Annotated in this window: 16 protein-coding genes; 6 read left to right on the top strand and 10 right to left on the bottom strand. The window is 42.2% G+C overall.

Going from position 1 to position 21,261, the window contains the following annotated elements:
- Positions 1-10: 10 nt before the first annotated feature.
- From rnz to ACT3ID_RS07450, 4 genes are all read right to left on the bottom strand, one after another.
- Positions 11-1,279, bottom strand: a complete 1,269-nt coding sequence (gene rnz / locus ACT3ID_RS07435) for a ribonuclease Z (protein WP_491541370.1) — start codon at positions 1,277-1,279, stop codon at positions 11-13.
- A gap of 83 nt (positions 1,280-1,362) precedes the next feature.
- Positions 1,363-3,165, bottom strand: a complete 1,803-nt coding sequence (locus ACT3ID_RS07440; RefSeq protein WP_491541371.1) for an ABC transporter ATP-binding protein — start codon at positions 3,163-3,165, stop codon at positions 1,363-1,365.
- Between the two features lie 44 nt (positions 3,166-3,209).
- The gene (locus ACT3ID_RS07445; RefSeq protein ID WP_491541372.1) at positions 3,210-4,244 is read right to left on the bottom strand and encodes an NAD(P)/FAD-dependent oxidoreductase; all 1,035 of its coding nucleotides are present in this window, start codon (positions 4,242-4,244) and stop codon (positions 3,210-3,212) included.
- Positions 4,245-4,800: 556 nt separating this feature from the next.
- Complete coding sequence (locus ACT3ID_RS07450) at positions 4,801-6,162, bottom strand: acyclic terpene utilization AtuA family protein (protein ID WP_491541373.1); 1,362 nt, start codon at positions 6,160-6,162, stop codon at positions 4,801-4,803.
- Between the two features lie 222 nt (positions 6,163-6,384).
- Here ACT3ID_RS07450 and trkA point away from each other — a divergent pair, with 222 nt between their 5' ends.
- Both trkA and ACT3ID_RS07460 read left to right on the top strand, forming a co-directional pair.
- Entirely contained in the window at positions 6,385-7,734 is a 1,350-nt protein-coding gene (trkA, locus tag ACT3ID_RS07455) for a Trk system potassium transporter TrkA (RefSeq protein ID WP_491541374.1), read from the top strand.
- Positions 7,734-9,248 carry a TrkH family potassium uptake protein gene (locus ACT3ID_RS07460; protein ID WP_491541375.1) on the top strand — a complete coding sequence of 505 codons (1,515 nt, stop codon included), beginning with the start codon at positions 7,734-7,736 and terminating at the stop codon, positions 9,246-9,248. The genes trkA and ACT3ID_RS07460 overlap by 1 nt, the downstream gene beginning before the upstream one ends.
- A 93-nt stretch (positions 9,249-9,341) precedes the next feature.
- Here ACT3ID_RS07460 and ACT3ID_RS07465 read toward each other — a convergent pair whose 3' ends face one another.
- Positions 9,342-11,864: an efflux RND transporter permease subunit gene (locus ACT3ID_RS07465; RefSeq protein ID WP_491541376.1), complete on the bottom strand. Its 2,523-nt coding sequence runs from the start codon at positions 11,862-11,864 to the stop codon at positions 9,342-9,344.
- 70 nt (positions 11,865-11,934) lie between these two features.
- Positions 11,935-12,684, bottom strand: a complete 750-nt coding sequence (locus ACT3ID_RS07470) for a DUF3047 domain-containing protein (RefSeq protein ID WP_491541377.1) — start codon at positions 12,682-12,684, stop codon at positions 11,935-11,937.
- Positions 12,685-13,000: 316 nt separating this feature from the next.
- Between ACT3ID_RS07470 and ACT3ID_RS07475 the strand changes: the two genes are divergently transcribed.
- On the top strand, positions 13,001-13,492 hold the full coding sequence (locus ACT3ID_RS07475) for a hypothetical protein (protein ID WP_491541378.1): 492 nt from the start codon (positions 13,001-13,003) through the stop codon (positions 13,490-13,492).
- Between the two features lie 2 nt (positions 13,493-13,494).
- Positions 13,495-14,388 (top strand): hypothetical protein, encoded by an 894-nt coding sequence (locus tag ACT3ID_RS07480; protein ID WP_491541379.1) that lies wholly within the window; start codon positions 13,495-13,497, stop codon positions 14,386-14,388.
- A gap of 376 nt (positions 14,389-14,764) precedes the next feature.
- Here the strand turns inward: ACT3ID_RS07480 and ACT3ID_RS07485 are convergent, their stop codons facing one another.
- Together ACT3ID_RS07485 and ACT3ID_RS07490 are read right to left on the bottom strand one after the other, a co-directional pair.
- A complete protein-coding gene (locus ACT3ID_RS07485; RefSeq protein ID WP_491541380.1) occupies positions 14,765-15,859 on the bottom strand; it encodes an HTTM domain-containing protein in 1,095 nt (364 codons plus the stop codon).
- Entirely contained in the window at positions 15,856-16,356 is a 501-nt protein-coding gene (locus tag ACT3ID_RS07490) for a hypothetical protein (RefSeq protein WP_491541381.1), read from the bottom strand. The genes ACT3ID_RS07485 and ACT3ID_RS07490 overlap by 4 nt, the downstream gene beginning before the upstream one ends.
- Before the next feature lie 102 nt (positions 16,357-16,458).
- Here ACT3ID_RS07490 and ACT3ID_RS07495 point away from each other — a divergent pair, with 102 nt between their 5' ends.
- On the top strand, positions 16,459-17,592 hold the full coding sequence (locus tag ACT3ID_RS07495) for a glycosyltransferase (RefSeq protein ID WP_491541382.1): 1,134 nt from the start codon (positions 16,459-16,461) through the stop codon (positions 17,590-17,592).
- Positions 17,561-18,400 carry an O-methyltransferase gene (locus ACT3ID_RS07500; protein ID WP_491541383.1) on the top strand — a complete coding sequence of 280 codons (840 nt, stop codon included), beginning with the start codon at positions 17,561-17,563 and terminating at the stop codon, positions 18,398-18,400. The genes ACT3ID_RS07495 and ACT3ID_RS07500 overlap by 32 nt, the downstream gene beginning before the upstream one ends.
- Before the next feature lie 2 nt (positions 18,401-18,402).
- On the opposite strand, the gene ACT3ID_RS07505 is transcribed toward ACT3ID_RS07500, so the two are convergent.
- Together ACT3ID_RS07505 and ACT3ID_RS07510 are read right to left on the bottom strand one after the other, a co-directional pair.
- A complete protein-coding gene (locus ACT3ID_RS07505) occupies positions 18,403-19,914 on the bottom strand; it encodes an oligosaccharide flippase family protein (protein ID WP_491541384.1) in 1,512 nt (503 codons plus the stop codon).
- Entirely contained in the window at positions 19,915-21,204 is a 1,290-nt protein-coding gene (locus tag ACT3ID_RS07510) for a glycosyltransferase family protein (protein WP_491541385.1), read from the bottom strand. It lies immediately after the preceding gene.
- Between the last annotated feature and the right edge of the window lie 57 nt (positions 21,205-21,261).

The following is a 21,261-nucleotide window of genomic DNA, read 5'->3' on the forward strand; positions in this document are numbered from 1 at the left end:
TTTGAGGGTTTTAGAACCGATCAAAGTCATCAAACGGAGTGCGCGGGGTAATCTGTTTTGGTTTTCTTTGATTATCATTACCGCCGTTATTATTGTTTTTGTCATTATTCTGGTCATTTTTATTCCTGCGCTTTCTCTTCTTTCGAGAGTCGCTGCTACTCTTATCGTACTTCTTTCGAGATTTTTTCCCAGAATAATTCTTACGTTTTCTAAAACGTTTCTTCTTCTTACCACTATTCTTTCGACGGCGCTTCTTTTTGCCCGAGCTGTCTTTGTTTTTATTGTTGTTATTGTTGTTTCCCCCTTTGTTCTGGTTTATTTCCTTCAGGTACACTTTCGGCTCAATGATTCCTTTCTCATGTGCCGGATCAGTGAAGATCGGCCGCAGCTCAGTCGCTACCCATGTGGGGAAGAAATCATCGCGGGCCTCACGCAATAATACGTATTCGTTTGTATAACGTGCCGAAAAGTGTGTAATAACAAGCAATTTCGTTTTCGCCTCGTTGGCTACACGCGCCGCATCTTTCGCCGTTGAATGACCTGTTTCTTCAGCCTTGTCCTTTAGACTTTCACTAAAAGTCGCTTCATGAAACAGAACATTGGTATTCATGCCGAGCTTCACTGAGTTGGGGCAATATTTCGTATCCGTAATATAGGCGAAGCTATCACCCGGCCGCGGATGTCCGACGATATCCATCGACTTCACAACCGTGCCATCATCAAGCTCAACATCATTACCGGCTTTAAGTTCTTTATACTGCCAATCTTCACTGATTCCCATCTCCTGGGCCTTTTCGGCATCAACTTTGCCCGGTTTATCTTTCTCCTGGAAGCGATACCCCAGACAGAACTTGGTATGATTCAACGGGCGTGCTTCTACATAGAACTCATCTTCATCAACTACACGCTGTTCTTCAACACCTTCTTCAACCTCAACGTAATTGATTGGATAATTGAGGTCAATATGAGCAAACTCGAAGTTCCATTCTACAAAATCTTTTATTCCCTCAGGACCTACAATTGTAAGTTCTCTGTCTCTTCGCTGTAATTGCAAGGTAGAAAGCAGTCCTATCAGCCCAGCATAATGATCTGTATCGAAATGTGAGATAAATATGCAATCAATCTGTGAACGTTTTAATCCACCCTGCAGCATCCGCATCTGTGCATTTTCGCCACAATCAAACAGGTAAACGCTACCTTCTCTCCAGACAGCCACCGATGACAGATGACGTGTTGCTGTTGGGGTTGCTGATCCAACGCCTAATGGTACAATAATCATTTTTTCTCCTCTGTTGTATTTTTTTGGGATTAGATTGCGGTCAAGCAATCAATCTTAGTTGTTTTTAGTTTTTATTATTTGAATTAGATTTCAGCCAGCTCCTGTTCTATAAGTTGTTTGTTATACATGACTGAATATCGACCTTCTTTTTCTAGCAATTCTTCGTGCGTTCCATATTCCGCAACTGAGCCATCTTCCAAATAGTATATGATGTCTGCATCCTTAATCGTTGAAATACGATGGCTAATCATCAAAGTTGTCCTTCCTTCAAGTTCCTTTCTGAGATGCTGCAGAATTGCTTCTTCGGTCTTGGTATCAACTGCACTCAACGAATCATCTAATATAATTATTTTAGGATCCCGAATTAAAGCCCTCGCGATGGCAGTTCGTTGTTTTTGACCGCCTGACAAGGTGATTCCTCGTTCTCCTAATATAGTCTCAAATTTTTTCTCGAAATCCAAAATATTGTCTCGAACCTGAGCCTTTTCCGCAGCTTCTTCTATTTCTTTTTGGGTTGCACCCGTAGTTCCGAATGCGATATTCTCACCAATTGTATCAGAAAATAAAAATGTATCTTGCGGAACCAGCCCTATCTCCTCGCGCAAAAGCCGAAGCGGTATCGATTTTATATTTTTACCATCGATTAATATTTCTCCTTCCGTTACATCAAATAATCTTGGTATGAGTTCTACTAACGTTGTTTTACCGCTTCCCGTTCGCCCGACAATAGCGGCATTTTGCCCGGCCTCAACTTTGAGATTAACATTTTTTAAGGCATATTCTTCAGCGCCGGGATATTTAAATGATACATTTCGAAATTCAATGGTACCCTCTATTTCCTCAATATCCTGATCAGTGTGTGCTTTGTCTTCAATGCCGATATCCTCAGTCAATACCTGATCGATACGTTTCCAGGAGGCCATCGACTGCTGGAAACGATTAACGGTATATCCCAATGAGGCCACCGGCCATGTCAAATATGCTACATACACAATAAATTCCAGAATGTTCCCCACAGTAAGTTGGCCTTCAATCACCAACTGCCCGGCCTTCCAGACTACAATCACAATCGAAAGACCAATCAACAAATTTAATGTAGGATGGAACAGCGATTCTACCATATCAAGACGAAGCTTTTTTTGGCGGTAGGATTCGCTTTCATTCTCGAACCGCCCCATCTCATACTCTTCGCGATTGAAAGCTTTAATTAGGCGAATACTTGAAAACGATTCTTTAGCCCGGCCGGCAATTGTTGAATACTGCTCCTGAATAATCCTCGAATAATCATTAATATAGCCGCTCACCCAGTAGGCAAAAGCCGATAAAAACGGCAGTGGCAATAGTGCCCAAAGAGTCAGTTCCGGACTCACAATAATCATCATGGTGATAATAAATCCAGCCCGCGTAAGTGTATTAATTGTATACATGTACGCCGGACCAAAATACTCCCGCACTTTCGAAATATCCTCAGTAGCCCGTACATATACTTCACCAGAATCGTAATTACTGTAGAACCTTTGCGGAAGCTCAAGAAGTTTATCAAAAACGTCCTTACGCAGATCAAATTCGATCTTTCTGGATGCTACAATCAGCGTCTGGCGCGTAGCAAAAAGGAAAATTCCCGACAGAAGCACAGCTCCTACAAGAAAGAGCGCGTTTTTAGCCAATACCCAGCTGGCGCTACTGTTAAAGAGAACGCCCAGAATAGTATCAAATTCCTCTGGAGATTCGCTAATCTCGATATTTGATACTTGATCCACTGTACGACGCAGATAGACCGGAATCCAAATCAAAAAGAAGTTGGAGGCCGTCAAGAATAAAGACCCCAATATTATAGTGCCTTTATACTTTTTGAAATAGCTATTTAGCTTTCGCAGCGAGCCCACGGGGGTATGTTGATTATTAATTCTATCTGATTCTCTCTCAGATACTAGACAGTAACTTTGCTAAACTTTTTTATCCAGTACTCAGCCAAGTTATATCCTGATACAAAAGCATTTTCCATAGTTGTTCCACCCAGATAGTCTCCTATTAACGCAAGAGGACCGTCAGCCATTTCCAGTTCCATAAAATATTCATTAATGGGATTGCGTGCCTCAAAATACTTCCAGCGGTGGAGATGCGTGGATTTGGGTTGACGAACCCAATTTCCGACAATGCTTGACGCTTCTTTTAAGAGTAATTCCTTTACTTCTTCATCACTTTTTTGTGCGTGTTCGCGGAAAAACTTATCCGTAGACTGTATCACCAGCGCTGCTCTTTCTGTCACCTGCTTTGATGCTTCATTACTTATCCACTTTACAGGACTATACTCGCAGTGAATACCTTTCCAATCAGGAATCTCAGCTTCTTCATAGGTTACAGCCAGAGAAAATCTTCCGTCGTAATGAACATCATCTATATGGCGAATGATCTTACGCATAGCGGTTTTATTTTGGGTGGTTTGTAAAATGCCATGAGCCTCAACCGCAGGAGTAGCCAGAATCACCGCATCGCATTCAAAGACGCTGATATCGGTTAAGTTGATCATCCAGGAACGTTTAGCCGAGCGATCCGGACCGATATAAGTTAGCCCTCCGGCTTTTTCCTCTGATTTTATATCCACCCAACGACTTAGCTTCTCAGCGATGATTTGATTGCCCTTTGTACCAATAAACTTGGGTTTAGGATCGGTATTGGGATTAACATCATATATCTCCTGCCCGTCATAAAGAGCAAACTTATCTGTCCATTTTTTTACAATACCCTCGGACTGCCAATCTTGTACAAAACTCTTGAAGGTATGAGTATCTGCCTCAAAATGAGTGAGTCCAACATCAAGCCGAACATTATCCAACTCTATCGTAGAAAGACGTCCACCCAATGAGCGATCCTTTTCTATAATTGTTACATCGTGGCCGGCTTTAGCCAATCGCTTGCCGGCAATAAGTCCCGAAGTACTCGCGCCAATAATTCCAATAACCATCAATGGTAGTATTTTATAACCGTTTTTAAATTATGAACTCTAAAATCCGAAATATTTACCTGAAATTCTATTTTGATAGCCAGCTGATTACCTAATGATTACCAGCAAACCTATCTGTCAAAAATCGTGGCTCAATTTATAAATTCAAGCTCTAACAAAAAAGCAAAACAGACGGTTTATTTTATAATTTGGGCACTTTTTCCGGAGGAAACTAATTGCTCTAAATAACATTGCCATAAGTTTTTTCCCGACGTGACGGTTTTAAGACTGGGGGTCTGGGGAAATCGCGGGAAAATAATCTAAAGATCGTTTGATGAGGAAAAGCTATCCTTATATTCCTGTTTTAATCAGAACAAAATCTACGATTCCCACAGCACTTGTGGAATACCACTTTGTGGCCCTCCGAGGGATCGGAGGATTCCACAGGGCAAGCACTTTTTTGGTTCGTTCCAGTGATTTTCTGGTCCCGACTGCTGTCGGCGGTTTTAGTGACAAGAAAAGAACGTTCCCATGCCTCAATCAGAAATCTCGCTGGGGTCACCTTTCTAAATAAAGGTTAAAAAATACGAACTCGGGGTGATACCGCTTCTTTATCCAATAATGCCGGCCAATAGGCCACAATTTCACTTGCTTTAGGACGCCCGCCTGCAAAGCCAGTCACACCACTGGGACCGGTAAGAATAAGCGGAGCCACCTCTTTACCAAATCTGTTCAGATCCTCTTTATTTCTGCCCGAAAGTGCTACGCGCATCTGTACTTCTTCGTGCTCCTGTTCCAAAAGCTCTTCAGTTAGTGGTCGTTCGCTGCAGCCGTTTACACCGATATATTCTACCCGAAAATCATCAAATTCCAGTCCCAACGCCTCTGCCCTGCCTTGTAGCACTTCCCCTGCCTTTCGGGCTTTCTTCAGCGCATCAGGCCAGGAATAAACCAAGGTAGACGATAACTTATAACCATCATTATAACTGGCAGAAATCTTATAGGTATCCGTTTCCGGGCGTCCCTCAATACTGTGGACATAAACGCGGTCCTTTCCATCTGCTTCCAGTTTTATGGATGTAAAATCAGCAATACAATCAGGCGTAATGTATTCTGTAGGATCCGCTATCTCATAAAGCAGCTGTTCTTTAACCGTCGCTTCGCTGATCAGCCCACCCGTGCCTTCATGCTTGGTAACATAAAAACTGCCATCGGGTTGAGCTTCGATAATGGGGAATCCAATATCCACAAAATCGTCAATCTCTTCCCAGTCTGTAAAGTTACCGCCGGACACCTGGGCTCCGCATTCGATAATATGTCCCGCGATAGTACCGGCTGCCATCCTGTTGTAATCATCAAAAGACCAGTCAAATTCATAAACCATGGGTGCAAGCGTTAACCCTGTATCTGTTACGCGTCCCGTTACGACAATATCAGCACCTTTTTCTAACGCTTCTACAACCGGACGAGATCCGAGATAGACATTGGCACTAAGCAGATCATCTTTCACCGCTGTGATCGGTTCGCCCGTTTCCATATTCTTCAGATCGTGTTCGTGATCAATTAACTCATCAATTTGATCCAGGATATCATCCCCTTCCACAACAGCCACGTTGATATCTTCGTATCCCTGCTCCTCAATAGCTTCCAAAATCTTTTCTTTGCAGGCCTCGGGATTTACGCCACCGGCATTTGAAATAACTTTTATACCTTGATCGGCGATATCCGGCAGCACATTACTAATAACATCGACAAAATCTCTCGCATAGCCATATTCGGGATTACGCAACTTCTGTTTTTGCATAATCGACATAGTGACCTCGGCCAGGTAATCCATCACCAGATAATCGATAGGTCCGTTTTTAACCTGGTTAACCGGCGCATTGGGTAAATCGCCCCAAAATCCTTGTCCTGATGCAATCCTGATTGAATCTTTCACAATACTATTTTTTCATTAGCTTTTGAACAGATGCTAAGATAAGATTTGCACTCACACTATAAAAATAATTGCGGATATAATGCATGAGAATAATTAACCAGCAAGGAAAGGAACATTCTTCAAAATATTTAATCCGTTAATAAGTTGATTATGGCATAAAAATATTGCGATTTTAACAGCACTTTTGAATTTTTGCGTACTTTTTAAATAAGGAAAACCACTTTGAAAATAGTAATTATCGGTGTCGGCGAAATTGGATATGATCTTGCTGACGTGCTCTCTAAAGAAAAGCATGATGTTGTCGTGCTCGATCGCGATAAAGATCGTTTAAATGCCGTAACCGAAAATATGGATGTGCTGTGTTTTGAAGGCAATGCAACATCCGCTAAAGATCTGGTTGACTCGGGTGTAAAAGATGCTGATATCCTCATTGCGGTTACCAGTATCGACGAAGTAAACATGATTGCCTCTATGATGAGCAAACGACTGGGTGCCAAAAAGGTAATCGCCCGCGTCCGAAGTGATGAGCTTTCTCGTCCCAACGCTCCACTTAAGTCTACCGATCTTGGCATCGATGTTTTAATACATCCCGAGCTAAGTGCCGCGCAGGAGATTGTGCGACTAATTAAACGTGCATCGGCCAATGATCTGATCACTCTGGCTGATGGTAAAATGCAGATGATCGGACTGCGTATCGGCAGAGATTCACCGCTGGTGGGTAAAACCATAAGTGAATATGCCGAAGAAAATCCAGAAATCACGTTTCGTATTGTTGCTATTTTACGCAACGGAATGACTGTTATTCCCACCGGCTCGGTACGGATCCAGAAACTGGATCATCTCTTTATCCTCGCCAAGACATCAACGATACCCAGCGTGGTTAAAACCACCGGTAAGCCGGAGGTGAAAATTAATAGTATCATGATAGCGGGCGGCACACCCATTGGTGCTATGATTGCACGTATCTTATGTCAACAAGATGAAAACTACAATATTAAGCTAATTGAACCTGATTATGACACTGCCGCAGAACTGGCACAGGAATTTAAAGATGTGTTGATTCTAAATGGAAACCCCACTGATCCCGACCTGTTGGCTACGGAAGGAATTACCGACACCGATGCCTTTATTTCTGTAACCGAAGATGAGGAATCCAATATTATTTCGTGCCTGATGGCTAAGCATCTGGAAGTCAAAAAAACCGTTGCATTGGTTTCCAAGTCCGATTATATACCATTAAGCCACACCATCGGTCTTGATGCTGCCATCAATAAGAAATCAGCAGCTTCTAACGAAATTCACCGCCATGTTCGCGGCGGACGCATTGTATCGGTCACCGCTCTTCAAGGGACCAAGGCAGAGGTGATTGAATTGCAGGCAAATGCCAAATCCAAAATCACCAAAAAACCTATTCACAGAGTTAATTTTCCAGAAGGTTGTGTCATAGGCGGAATTCTGAGCAATGGGTCAACTGAAATTGCAACGGGAGAATCTCAAATTGAACCCAATGACCGAGTCATTATTTTCTGTCTCCCTGAAGCAATCGAAAAGGTAACCTCACTGTTCAAATAATGGCTCAACCTCTTGGAAACAACTTTAGGCGCCCTCATTTTGATATTAGTGCCGTTCTCGGCATCCTGGGTTCATTTATTTTCTTTTTGGGATTTGCATTGCTTATTCCTGCTATTATTGCTCTTATTTATGATGAGGTGATCTGGAATGCTTTTTTATATTCAGCTTCTATAGCTTTTGTTGTTGGTGGCATCTTATACTACTCCTTCCGCTCCAGTAATGAGATTCGGATCCGAGAGGGTTTTTTGGTTGTAAGCCTTACCTGGCTTTTTTTGTCGCTTGTGGGGGCCCTGCCGTTCGTCATTTCAGGCATTTTACCCAGTTATACCGATGCTGTCTTTGAGACGATGAGTGCTCTTTCTACCACCGGAGCTACAATTTTTGGCGGTACAACCAGTTGGGGTTTTGAAAATCCAGCCATCGACACGCTGCCAATGAGTATTTTATTTTGGCGATCACTAGCACACTGGCTGGGCGGCATGGGTATTATTGTTTTATCACTCGCTATCTTGCCTCTTCTGGGAGTTGGCGGTATGCAACTTTTCCAGGCTGAATCACCGGGACCCACAACGGACAAACTCACTCCGCGCGTTCAAGAGACAGCCAAATTACTGTGGAGCGTTTATGTGGCTTTTACCAGCATAGAGTTTTTGTTGCTCTGGGCCCATCCTTCGATGGATTGGTTCGAGGCTATAAATCATGCTTTTTCCACACTTGCCACCGGCGGATTCTCGACCAAGGGAGCCAGCATTGCGGCTTTTGATTCTGTTTACATCCATACTGTCATCACAATTTTTATGTTTTTAGCGGGTATTAACTTTGCCATGCACTTTCGGCTCCTGCGCGGTGATTCAGAATCCTTCTTTAATAACAGAGAGATTCGTTTTTATTCGCTGATTATCGGTATTGCCATTATTGTCATCAGCAGCTCTCTGTGGCTCTTCGATGAGTACTCGATCGGCAGTGCCTTACAGTATGGAAGTTTTCAGGCTATTTCGATCATCACCACTACAGGATTCGGTACCGACGATTACGAGCTTTGGCATTCGTTCGGAGCTTTCTTCTTGTTTCTGCTATTTTTTACGGGAGGATGTGCCGGATCAACCGGAGGTGGAGTAAAAATGATTCGCTGGATGATTATCATTCGCAATTCGTACCGCGAAATAAAGCAGATGGTGCATCCGAAGGCGGTCCTTCCCATTCGTATCGGCGATAAAACAATCGATCCCAACATTCAACGCACGGTGCTTAGCTTTTTTGTGCTGTATCTGCTGGTATTTGGACTGGGAGCACTGGTAATGGCTGTTATGGGATACGATATAGAATCATCAATTGGAGCCAGCATCGCCTGTCTTGGCAATATCGGTCCGGCTTGGGGCGAATTTGGACCGACTGACGACTATGCGAAAATTCCAATTATCGGTAAATGGATTTTAATTTTAATGATGATGGTTGGACGGCTGGAAATTTTTACAGTGCTGATAATTTTTACGCCTGCCTTCTGGAAACAGTAGTGACTGAGGAGTTTATTTACTGAGGGATTGAAGGATTAAAGGATTGATTTGGAGAACTAATTCAACAATTCAATCATTCAACAATTCAGTCAATCAATCAAAATGAATCCAGTTTATGTCTTCGAGCCATTGGATAAGCGCCGGCAGGAATGTTAATCCAGTTACCAGCGTCATCCCAATTCCGATAACAGCCATTGCGCCTAATGACTGCAGACCGGGGTGCGTAGTAAATAACAAGCCGGAAAACCCGAGCATTGTGGTAAACGATCCAACAGTAATATGTTGTCCTGTACTGGATAACACATCCCACATGCTATTTGCTCCTTCTTCGCGATACCGGCTGGCCAGATGTACACCATTATCTTCCCCAATCCCAAGGATAGCTGGTAACACTACAAGGTTATAGAAGTTGAACATCATGCCAGTCAGCAACATAATTCCGAAAAGCCACAGCAATCCCACCAGTAACGGAAGCATGGCGATAACAGCCCACCGCAGTGAGCGGAAAGAGACAAGCATAAGGAGAAATACTACCGTCAATGTTGCACCGACCATCCACGGACTTTCGGATCGCATAAGCTCAAGCATTTCAGCAGCTATAATCGAAGTACTGGCTGCATAAACTGTTTCTCCACTATCAAGCTCTATCTCACCTACATCATTCTTAAATGCTATTGAATTACGTCCGTCAGACAATCCCACACTGGGATAAACAATAACGAAGTTACCGATTTCTCCTTGTGCATTCATAAACTGACCCTTAAAGTAGTCGGGGATCTGATCCACATTCAGTTGATCTGTAGTTTGGGCAGCTCGGCGTAATTTATCCAGCTGCTCGTCATCCTGCTCTGCCAGAAAAGGATCATTTAACAATTCACGGACTTCTGCAATTTCTTGCAGCTTGGCATTGGCCGCGGTATCTGAGGGCGGAAATCGTTCTGGCAGGGCCTCTACTTCTCTGATTGTGGGACTGGTTGTATCCGTTTCCATCTTGTGACGGAGTTTTTCCAGTATTTCAATAACCTGCTGCTCGTTGTCAGCCAAAATATATGCCGGATTGTGTTTGTTGGAACGGGAAACCTGATTTTCGAGCTCATTAAATTGTTCATACTCTGGAAATTCAGGCTCTAACTTTCCAAAGTCATACTGAAAACCCAGGTTAGGAGTATTGATTCCAATACCGACGGAAAGAAGTAGTCCAAGTACAACAACGGTGCGGGCGAAAGGAAACCTGTTAAATAAAGAGTCTTTACTTCTCTCCGGTTTTCTGTCACTTTCACTAAAAAGGATCCAGTTATAACGTTCAAAGATTACAAGCAACGACGGCATTACAAAAAGCATACACATCAGGGCCAGTAGAATTCCCGATCCCGCGATAAAACCAAACTCAGAGAAGCCGCGAAATCGCGCAATCACCAGCACAAAAAGTGAGAATGCCGTTGTAAGTCCGCTTACAAGTATAGCTGATCCGGTATTTTCATACGTCTCTATAAGAGCTTTATTAATCGATATACCTTCTGCCCTGAACTCGATATACCGAGCATAAAAATGAATACCGTAGTCGATACCCATCCCAAAAAGAATAACAAATAATACGGATGTCATGGTATTAAGCGTACCAAGGACAAAGTAGGTAACGCCGAATGTCCACGAGAGACTGATGAGCAATGGTATACCAATGACAAGCACCGGCACCGGCATCCTGACTAAATGCTCCCAAAACGTGTGATTCTGCTCATCTTCATGTTCTGACCACCTGTAGTTGAGATACTTTTTGATAGAAAAGTAGAGCATAACCAACAGAATGACACTGGAGATACCCGAAGCAAAACTATTGAGCACATCACTCATTATAGAGTCGATCTCAGCGAGGTGACGCTTTAATCGTCCGCCGTATTCTACCTCCATCTCTTCGTTGTACGACTGCGGATTCATCGCTGTAAGCAGCGAATCATAACTTGCAAATGTTCTTCGCAGGTAACTTAAGTCGCTTTTTGAGCCGGTGGGGTATAACTCCATAATAGCCACCGTACTATCAGGGCTGATAGGATACTCTGATGGAATCAGATCGTCATAGCTTTCCTCAAAATTACTGATTTCTTCACTATCTCCATCTTCGGCTTCATCATCTTCCTCATCAAAATCCACCAAAAAGGGATTGGCATCTTCTTTGGCTTTCTGGATTTCTTCCCGGAGATATGATTTTATATCGTTTAACTCATGTGAAGTAGCAAAATAAAGTGCGTTATTCTGCAAAAATTCGGTTTCTTTGCGAAACTCTGCACGATCAAAAAAGTAGTTCTCTGATTCATAATCATAAAGCTCCAGGCTCTCTCGGATCAGATCTTGAATAAACCGTTTGTTGTCCTCGAAGCTAGGTGATTTTACGGCCACTTCCATGGTCGTTTCACCACCTACAGTATTCTGCAGCTTTTCAAGGGCTTGTACATGCGGATTTTTTTCCGGTAACAAGTTTGCCAGATCGGTATCAATCCTGAGCTGCAGAGCAAAGCTTCCCAGTACTATTCCTGATAAAATGGTAACGCCCAGCACCCAATATGGATGAGAGGCGTTAAATTTTAAAAGTGGACGAAGAAATCGTAAAACTTTTTCCATTAATCTCAGCTAATTTTAAATAGCGGGGAAGTTAATCATTTTCTAAAAACTTATTTAATGAATTGGCCATTCAATGGCGCGGCTTTAGCATGATGTCATCATAATCTGCTTTTGCATGGCTCTGGGTGCTATTTCCATCACTGAGTATAAGGATTGCAATCGGATTTTTGGGAGGATCATCTCCAAAAAGTCGTTGATAATCTTCTACAATATTTCGTTCAAAGGTAAGCCACTCTCCCGTCCGTTCGGGACCGGACTCCACAACAACAATTTTTTGATTACCATAAAACTTAGAAAGCTCTGTCCCCTCCTCAAGTGTCGAGCTCCACGTATAGCGAATCGACTTCGGCACTTTTTTGACCAGGGCTACACGTCCCATATCAAAAACCACATAGATGCTGGCAATAGTGTCGTTACGATCATCATTATCCTCATTGGCACCCTCGGGCAGTTTAAGTCCCCTCCATTTCCAGCTCAGGATAGGAGTTTCATATATATTTATTCCTTTATTAACCAGTGGAAAGTTAAGATGTTTTGCCTCTACACCATCGTAGCGCAGAAATTTATTACCGTTCTCTTCGGTAACGTGATACTGGTATCCCGATTTTTCTGCCTCATCATACAATGCTGGACGGCGTTCTCCTTTCTGGTTGTACCAATCTTCCGGTATGGTACCCGTTTGATAATCTTCAAAATCTTCAAGCAAAATATGCCCATTCGGTAATTCTGTTATCTCATTCACACTACTTTGGGCCTGAACTTCAGAAACAAATAATATTAAAAATGATAAAAGGGAGATTCTTACAAAGATGAATTTCATTGGACAGGTCTTGTCTCTTAAATAAAAGTTAGAGTCCTATTAGTAACTCGATATAAGGGGATAAAGTATGCACAAATTGGATAGAAATCTTAGTACAATAGGCTAGAAATTTTTTTGAGGTAATTGGATATCAAACCGGAAATATTAACAGAAAAACAGATAAATGCATTTCATCTAATTCAGAGAAATAATATCATTAGCTGAAGTTATTTTTTGATTATTTTATGTATCGGTTGGTATTCATATAGTTGCATTCATCTGCCAAAAAGCAGAACTTCTAATTGTCAGAGGAATATATTTAAACAAGAGTTACGCTATGAATTCATTTCAAAAAAAATCTACACGGTGTCTTATAGGCGTTTTTCTCGTCTTTGGCTTGCTGGTAGCACCCCACGAAGGAGAGTTTTGGCCATTCAGCATTTATCCCATGTTTTCAAAAGCGGGTAACCCGTGGACCCGCGCCCTTGTGCGGGATGTTACGGATACACCCGACAGCCTCAAGTGGCAATCTACCAACTTACAGAATCTCAATGGATCTCCGGTTGCCTTACAAGATTTTGGTGTTGATCAGATCGATTTTGCCAATTTTGTGTCCCAAACAAAAGAATGGACGCCTCAACGCAAACAGGCACTGCAGGTCATGTTCGGAAAAGAAAATATTAAAAATCGCGAACTCATGGTTATGAAAGTCAATGGCCGTCTTGTTGGCGATGATTCTGTTATGGTAGAGGCAATTCCCCTGTTATTGGTAACAGATCAAAGTGTAGAAGCAAATTCAACGTTGGCAGAAAAAGAAATTTCACCATAATCATGTTCAAGCATTTTATAAATCAGCTTTTTCAGGTTGACAAACCCCGCACTGAAGGGGAGCTTTGGTATTTTAAACTTTTCGAACTGTTCGTAGGGACATACGTTATAAAATATGCATGGGAGTGGGCTCTGTATATACCCAAGAATAGCGAAGTGGTGCTTCCCTTGGGTATAGCCAACTATATTGATATCTCTTTTATGTTTGGGGATATTGTTCCCGCTGTTAACGCCTCCCTGATTACTATTTTATGTATTTTTTCTTTTTTCCGCATTCAGTTTCGCTGGCAATATTTTCTGATCCTGGTGTTGCTTCATTTTCAGTTTGCCGCCCGTTTCTCGCAGGGTGAAATTCCACATAGTATGAATATGATTGGTATGAGTTTACTGGCCTTGGCTATGGCTACTTTTTTCTTCAAAAAGCCGTGGGCAGTCAGCCGGTTTACGTTCGGATCCGTCTACTTTTTTGTGGGACTCAGTTATTTTTCGGCGGCGATCTCAAAACTGATAGGAACCGGTATCTTCTGGATTGACGGCCGGCACCTTTGGTTGTGGATAGCTGAAAAAGGAACGGATATTCTCTCGAGAACCGGCACTTTTGAGCCTAATCTACTACAAGAGATGGCATTGCAAAGTATTCCTATTGCTTCTCTCATTCTACTTTTCGGCTGGCTTACTGAATTTGCCGGAGTGCTGGTCTGGTCAAAAAAATATCGGCCTTATGCCATTACAGCAATTATTGTTATGCATATCGGCATAACGTTATCTATGAATATCCGTTTTGATGCCTACGTAATGGAGCTGCTTATCATTGGATATTCATGGGATGCCCTCTTTGATAAATATCGATCAAGACTGCCACAGTTTAAAAAACTCACGGCTCTTAGCCGCTCGTAAGCGGCTTCAACTCGCAGAGAGCGTTAAACAAATCTATTCCCGAGTCGGGGGGTGGAAAAGCAATATTTTATATTTCCTTTCTCCCTTTCCACCCGGTAGGCGGTAGAACCAGCCACCGGCCGGAGAACTGCAGCTGTAGGCTGCTGGATGTTCTTGTCATTCTCATCCAGCCGATGGCAATCCCAGCCATCGGATGGAACGCTTCCAACAGAATAAATTTCTTGATGAACCAGGCTAAGCAGGAGCTCTGTTCCGAGGTACAACCTTCCACAACAGTCAGTAGCTTATTTCAGAGCAATGGATCGAGCTATAAATTTATGTGTAACTCTGTGTCTTCTCTGTGAACCTTTGCGATATAACCCAAGAATAGTAAATATTAACTAAACAATCCGCCGAAACGAGATATAGTAGTTTGTTGGATCTGCCGCCCAATATAAGTTACAGCGATTGGCAGCGCTATTAGCAAAACTATGAATTCGTGCACCTTCAAATCTGATTGCAAGTTAGGGATACCATAATTTTGTGCTAATAAAATAATAAGTCCCGTTATTGCAAAAAAACCTGTTAATACTGCAGGAGAAGCTAATTTCATCGGCAGCCATTCCTTCAATGTATTATCAATCATTGTCCAGTTTAGAAAAGCGGCGTAGGCCACAAAATTGGGCAGAAATGAAATATTCATCATCAGCATTACAGAAAAATGAAACAGTACAGCAAAACAAATAAACAGCTTTGTAGTTTTAGGATGAAACACAGCCACCAAAAAGCCTACTTCAAATAAAACGGTAGCATAATCCAGGATTTCCCAAAAAACAGGGCTGTCAACTTTAAGCATTACTTCTGCCAATAAATCCTGTCTTCCTTTACCAAAATATTGATTGAATAAATGTCCAGCCGTAGCCTGAGTATCAACCTGTAGCCATCCCCCCAACAGTTTGGCAAAACCGGCCGTAAACATCATGAATCCAAGAAAAAGAGCCAGTAAAGTTAGAGGCCAGCTGGTAACCCGGGACTGATCCTGGTCCTTGAATCGCAATGAATCCACAGAGTAGGCAGTACCCCATCCACTGAATGCCATTACGATAGGCGTCAATGGCAATAGCAGATCGTGATTGATTTTGCCCACGCTGTAGAAAAATCCCTTGATGACAAGTAAGATTACACCGATCAAGATAGATGCCCATTGGCTTTTATATCCCACCAGCAAAAATACCAGCAGGACAACAAGAATGAGATGGAGAGCCATAAAAAGTTCTTCCGCTGGAAATCCGTTGAAGAGCCACATGGGTCCTGGCGGAGGTGCATAGAATTCATCGGGTAATGAGCCGATGAATTTATACATCTCGGTCGATGGCAGCAAAAAAAAGAGAATAAACAGCGCCGTAAAAATGCGAAATAAAGCCATTCCTTCAGGTTTTACATGAAAGGAATTAAAAATCCAGTCAGAAAATTTTTTGTCGAAATTCTTCATCCTCTCTCTGTAAATGGAATGGTGATTACTTCCACATCACCACCGGATTCAACTATCAACTGATCTCCTTTTGATGTATATATCATCTCCCTCCAAACTATCCTGACCTCGTTACTCCTGCTATCAGGATATCTCTGATCAACCCGATTCTGAAGCCATTGACGTACATCATTGCTGAATGCCTGCTGCTCTGAAAAATGAGTACGAATGAACCCCTGCATCTGTGATTTTTCAATCCCGTCAAAAAGTTCAGACTCCGAAATTTGAACCTCTATATGATCACCGGATTTACTCTTCACTTTGGCGTAAAAGTACGGTTTTACTACCTTGGTTTGACTTTCTGTTGAGTAAACATTTTTAAAGCCCGGAAGTGCAAAAGCCGGCCAAGGTTCACTTATCAACAGGCCTAAAGCACCAATAAATGCATATTGTAGCGGCAGATATAGCAGAAAAAAAATAAAAATTCTCTTAACGGCTTTTTGGGTTAATTCTCTCATCTGGCATCTGAATAGTAATCTTATCTTTTCCCTTAGATATTAAGTATTTTCAAGATAATAGTATAACAACTACCTAAAATAATCCTGATTCAAATTAAAGAATTGAAAGTTTTACACTACAAAACAAATTTTCTTAATCCTTCAGAGACTTTTATAGACCGGCTTATACGTAACCACAGCAGTTTTGAACCAGTAGCTATATGTATTAATAAACGAGAGTTTGCCGATCATTTGCCGGTTTTTCAACAGCCACAAAGTGGATTATCTAACATTATTAATACCATTTGTTTCCATCTTAACCTGTCTCTGCCTTTTTACGAGGATGTTATCCGCAATCAGTCACCAGATATCATTCACGCTCATTTCGGTTATGATGGCTGGCGTATGTATGAAGTAGCTAAGAAAACAAATACACCACTCGTAGTAAGTTTCTACGGCTCTGATGTCTCCAGACTACCAAAGGAGTTCGACTGGAAACGCAGATATCGAAATCTTGCACGGAATGCTCATAAGTTTATAGCTGCTTCAAATTATATGAAGTCGCAGCTTGTGGATTTGGGATTCCCTGAAAAAAAGATCGAGGTAATACGTTTTGGAATAGATCTGAATAATTTTCCTTTTAAGAAAAGACACGATACCTCCAGTCGCCTGATGATGGTAGGAAGAATGGTTGAGAAAAAAGGCTTTAAATATGCATTACGAGCTTTAAAAATCTTAACTGAACAACAAAGCAGAAAAATTTATATTGATTTTTTTGGAAATGGTCCGTTAAAAAATGATCTGCAAAAAGAAGCTGAACGTTTAGGTGTCGACCAGTATGTTCAGTTTAACGGTTATGTCAATAACAACAGGGTACGGAATGAATTACAGAACCATAGCATTTTACTTGCTCCCAGTGTAACAGCTGCTGACGGTGATAAGGAAGGGCTGCCAAATACTATTCTGGAAGCGATGGCCAGTGGCGTGCCGGTAATTGCAACCGATCATGCTGCGATTCCAGAAGCAGTACGACACAATAAAACGGGATTACTTGTTCCGGAGAGAGATCCCGAAGCCATAGCTTCCGCTCTTGTTACATTATTAGAAGAAGAAGTTGATATAGATCAAATTAGGTATAATGCCCGAAATCTTATTGAGGAAAAATATTCAGTACAACGGCTAGTAAAACAAACAGAGTGGTTATATAATCAAATAATTAAAGGAGATGAAAAAGAATTTCATCCAGCGTTTTTTTGAAGGTATTAATATTACATATGATGACTTACCCTATCTTTATATACCCCTATTTGTTGTCATAGGCTTAGTCATTGCAGGCTGGTATATGTGGGGACAAGCTGCAATTCTATGGGGAATTTTGATCCTTTGTACATACCTGATATTAACCACGCAATTTCATTTGTATCGTTCAACAAAAAAAGACCTGGAAGATCATCAGAAGAAGATACAGGCTTACTTTTCACTCTATTCAAACATAGATTTCGAGGATATATTGCCGTATATGACGGGATGGTCAGCTACTCCGGAATTAGCTTTGCTCATCTATCGAGAAGTTCGAAAACGAAAACCTAATCATATTTTTGAAATCGGAAGCGGTATTTCTACGCTTATAGCATCCTATGGATTACAGCAAAATGGCAATGGATCGATCATCTCCATAGATCATGATGCTAAATATGCTGAAAGGACAAAGCAGCGACTACGAAGTCACAACCTGAAGGAATCTGCCCAGGTTAAAATTTGCCCGCTTATTCCTTATGAAATCGAAGGTGATTCATGGCAATGGTATGAGTTGGAAAACATTGAATTCACCAAAAAAGTTGACATGCTACTAATCGACGGTCCCCCGGTGAAAACTAATAAGTATGCCAGGTACCCTGCCCTTCCTCTCTTGATGGATCACTTAAGCAATGAGGCAATTATCATAGTACATGATGCCTTACGCCCCAGCGAAGCCAATATTCTGGAAAAGTGGCTAAAGCGTTATCCGGAACTAAATTGCGAAATCCAAGATACTGAAAAAGGAATCGCCATATTGTACAAGTAATATCACCACAAAAATTTAAGGCTGGCCCATTCGCGAAATTTTGCCCAGTCATCACTGGTAATCGTATTGGTAAACGTGCCGACAACAGCAAAAAGAATTAAATAAATGGGAATGCTCCATCCCAATCCTAACAGCACCTGTTCTTCGGAAAAGAAATTAAAGCGGCTAAACCATACTGGTAAACCAACTAATGCCGAAATAAAGAGGACTCTGAAATAAAAAGGAAAAGGCAACACTTTACGCGGCGGCAGGTCCATATGTCCCCCGATTCTTCGTAATGTGATATACCAGTTATAAATATTTGCAATTAATGTTGATGTAGCTGTGCCAATAATCCCCCACAGCATGGTAAAGGGGACGCTTAGAATAATATTGGCAATGACCAGATTAATGCTGAGATACATGACACCTTTGGTATCTCCAAAAGCCTGCAAGATACTTCCGTAATGTGTTACCCGAATCAAAACAATCAGATTGTAAATTTGAAAAGGGATTACGGCTCCATCGTAAGATGTGCCTTCGGATTCGGCGATCAGGGAGACTAGATCGGGCGCTATTACGATCGCGAGAATGGTAAGAGGCAAGACCATAAGGCTTACTTTTTCCACGCCCCGATACCAAAGGTCAAGCAGCTCTTCTTTCTTTGAATCGATCTCAAGGCTCACATATCGACTGATGAGTACCGATCCCACAGCAAAAGGAATTACGCGAATGATAGGTACTTCCTGTGCCCCAAGCTGATATTCAGCAAAAACGCCCGCCGGCAACAAAATGGAAACCACAAACTTATCTACATACTTATTCATCTTATTTACCATAGATGACATCCCCAGCGGAACAGAAAAGTTCACTTGCTCTTTTAAAGGAATGCCTGAAGATAATTTAGTGTCACCGGGAAGAACAATATAGGTCCAGATTAGAGAGCCGAAAAAACGGACAACTGCATAAAAAACCAATCCCCAAATGGCAACAGTGAGCGAATAGCCAAGCGCCAGAGGCAGCACTATTGATCCGAAAGTGAGAAGACTCGTCAGCATCTCGTACCAGGCGGAATCTTTTTGACGATCTGCAGCAAGCAGTACATTGGTGACGGGCCATGTTGGTACTTCCAGAACGGTAACCAAAGCCATCAGTGGTAACAGATACTGTACTTTTTCTACTTCTTCGGCTTCCCAACTACCCAACAGCGTGGGAGCAAAATAAGCAATTACCAGAATTACAATTCCTGCAAGCAGCCCCGTTGCCAGCAGAATACCACATGTTTGCAACACGAAAGCTTTTCGGGCATCTTTTGTAACACGTTCAAAATAATAGAATATGCTTTCGGGAAAACCCAGGGTGGCCAAATTTCGGGCAACCTCGTGAATCATCAGCAAATAGCCAATAATTGCGAAGTCAGTCTTTGAAAGCAGTTGAATTATGGCGATTACCATCGCCAGGTCCACTACCGTCGTAGTTATTCGCGCAAAGACAACGACGCCTGTTTTTTCTGTAAGTGATTCTTTCTCTGCCATTTAACCGTAGTGCTGTTCTATCGTGGTTACCAGTTTTTGGGTAGCTGACTTCGCGCTGTACTGACTGATCCTTTGCTGGTCAGGATCAAAAGGAATGGGAAGCGTTTTCCCTTCTTCCTTTGCGTTAATACAATCAATGAGCAAATCAGCAATTACTTTTGTCTTCTGCCAGTTGTAGTGTACTCCGGTTTTGGTCCGTTCAATGATTTTTCCTATTTCCGGGTTGGGTGCTATTGAAAGTATTGGTCGGTCTGCCGCCAGATAATCCCACAGCTTTGCGGGAATGATATATTCGCGTTCTGGATCGGTGCTCAAAAGCAGGATATCGGCTTGTTGTAACACTTGCAGGCCCAATTCTACCGGTACAGGATCTTGTATAACAAAGTTCGTTTCAATGCCTTTTTTCTCCAGGTAGCTACGATCAGTTTCTGTTAACGGACCGAAACTGTGTACAGCAATTTTTTTTGCGACTGATGAATTTTGCTCGTTTACCAGTTGAAGAATATCAGCCACAGGTCCGGCGGGTGACAGCCTCCTGAAGCGGCCAAAAAAAACCAGGTTCAGTTTATCGTCAGGAAAATCGAGCTCAACGGATTCCTTCTGCTTCTCGTTAAATAATGTTCTGTCAAAAGCATTATAAATGGTGGTAGAATTGAGGTTTAAATCAGTATAATACTCTTCATAAAGTTGACGAGTTCGGTCGGTGGTAAAGCAGAGCATAGAGGCTTTTCGAATCCAGCTGCGCTCTATTTTTTGATCAATGACAGATGCAAAAGATGATCGTTGCTTGAGATCGGTCTCAGACAGAGTCCAGGGATCGCGAAAGTCAGCCATCCAAAACAGATCGGGAAACTTCGCAGATAACTTTTTACCTACCCAATGCGCCGACCACGGATCGCCGGTGCTCCAAAGGGCATCTGGATTTACCTCTTGGGCAATCCGCTTTATTTGTCCATATTTAAGCCTGAAAAAAGGAAGCCAGGTATCCACCGGAAAATGTTTATCAATCCAATCGGCAACGCTGCTATGGTTCTGATCTTGTTTATTGTCTGCCTTCTGTTGCTGACTTCCCGATCTCTTGGTTCTGTCAAACGGAGGATTCAAATTATATATCGGGATATCCTGGAGCAGGCGCCGCTCTTTTGCAGTAAGCTGACCATCAGAAGCAATCGTTATAATATGCGGTTCCCAACCGAAATCCCGCAGATGGATAGCAAACTTAAAGGGCCGCAAGGACCCTACCCGTCGACGGGGCAGAAAATACGGAGCTATCATCAGCAGTTTCTTCAAATAGATGAAATAAATTTGAGAGTTATGTTAGATAGTCAGTCGGATGGCCCTAACCCG

The organism is Fodinibius sp. GM108, from assembly GCF_058386985.1.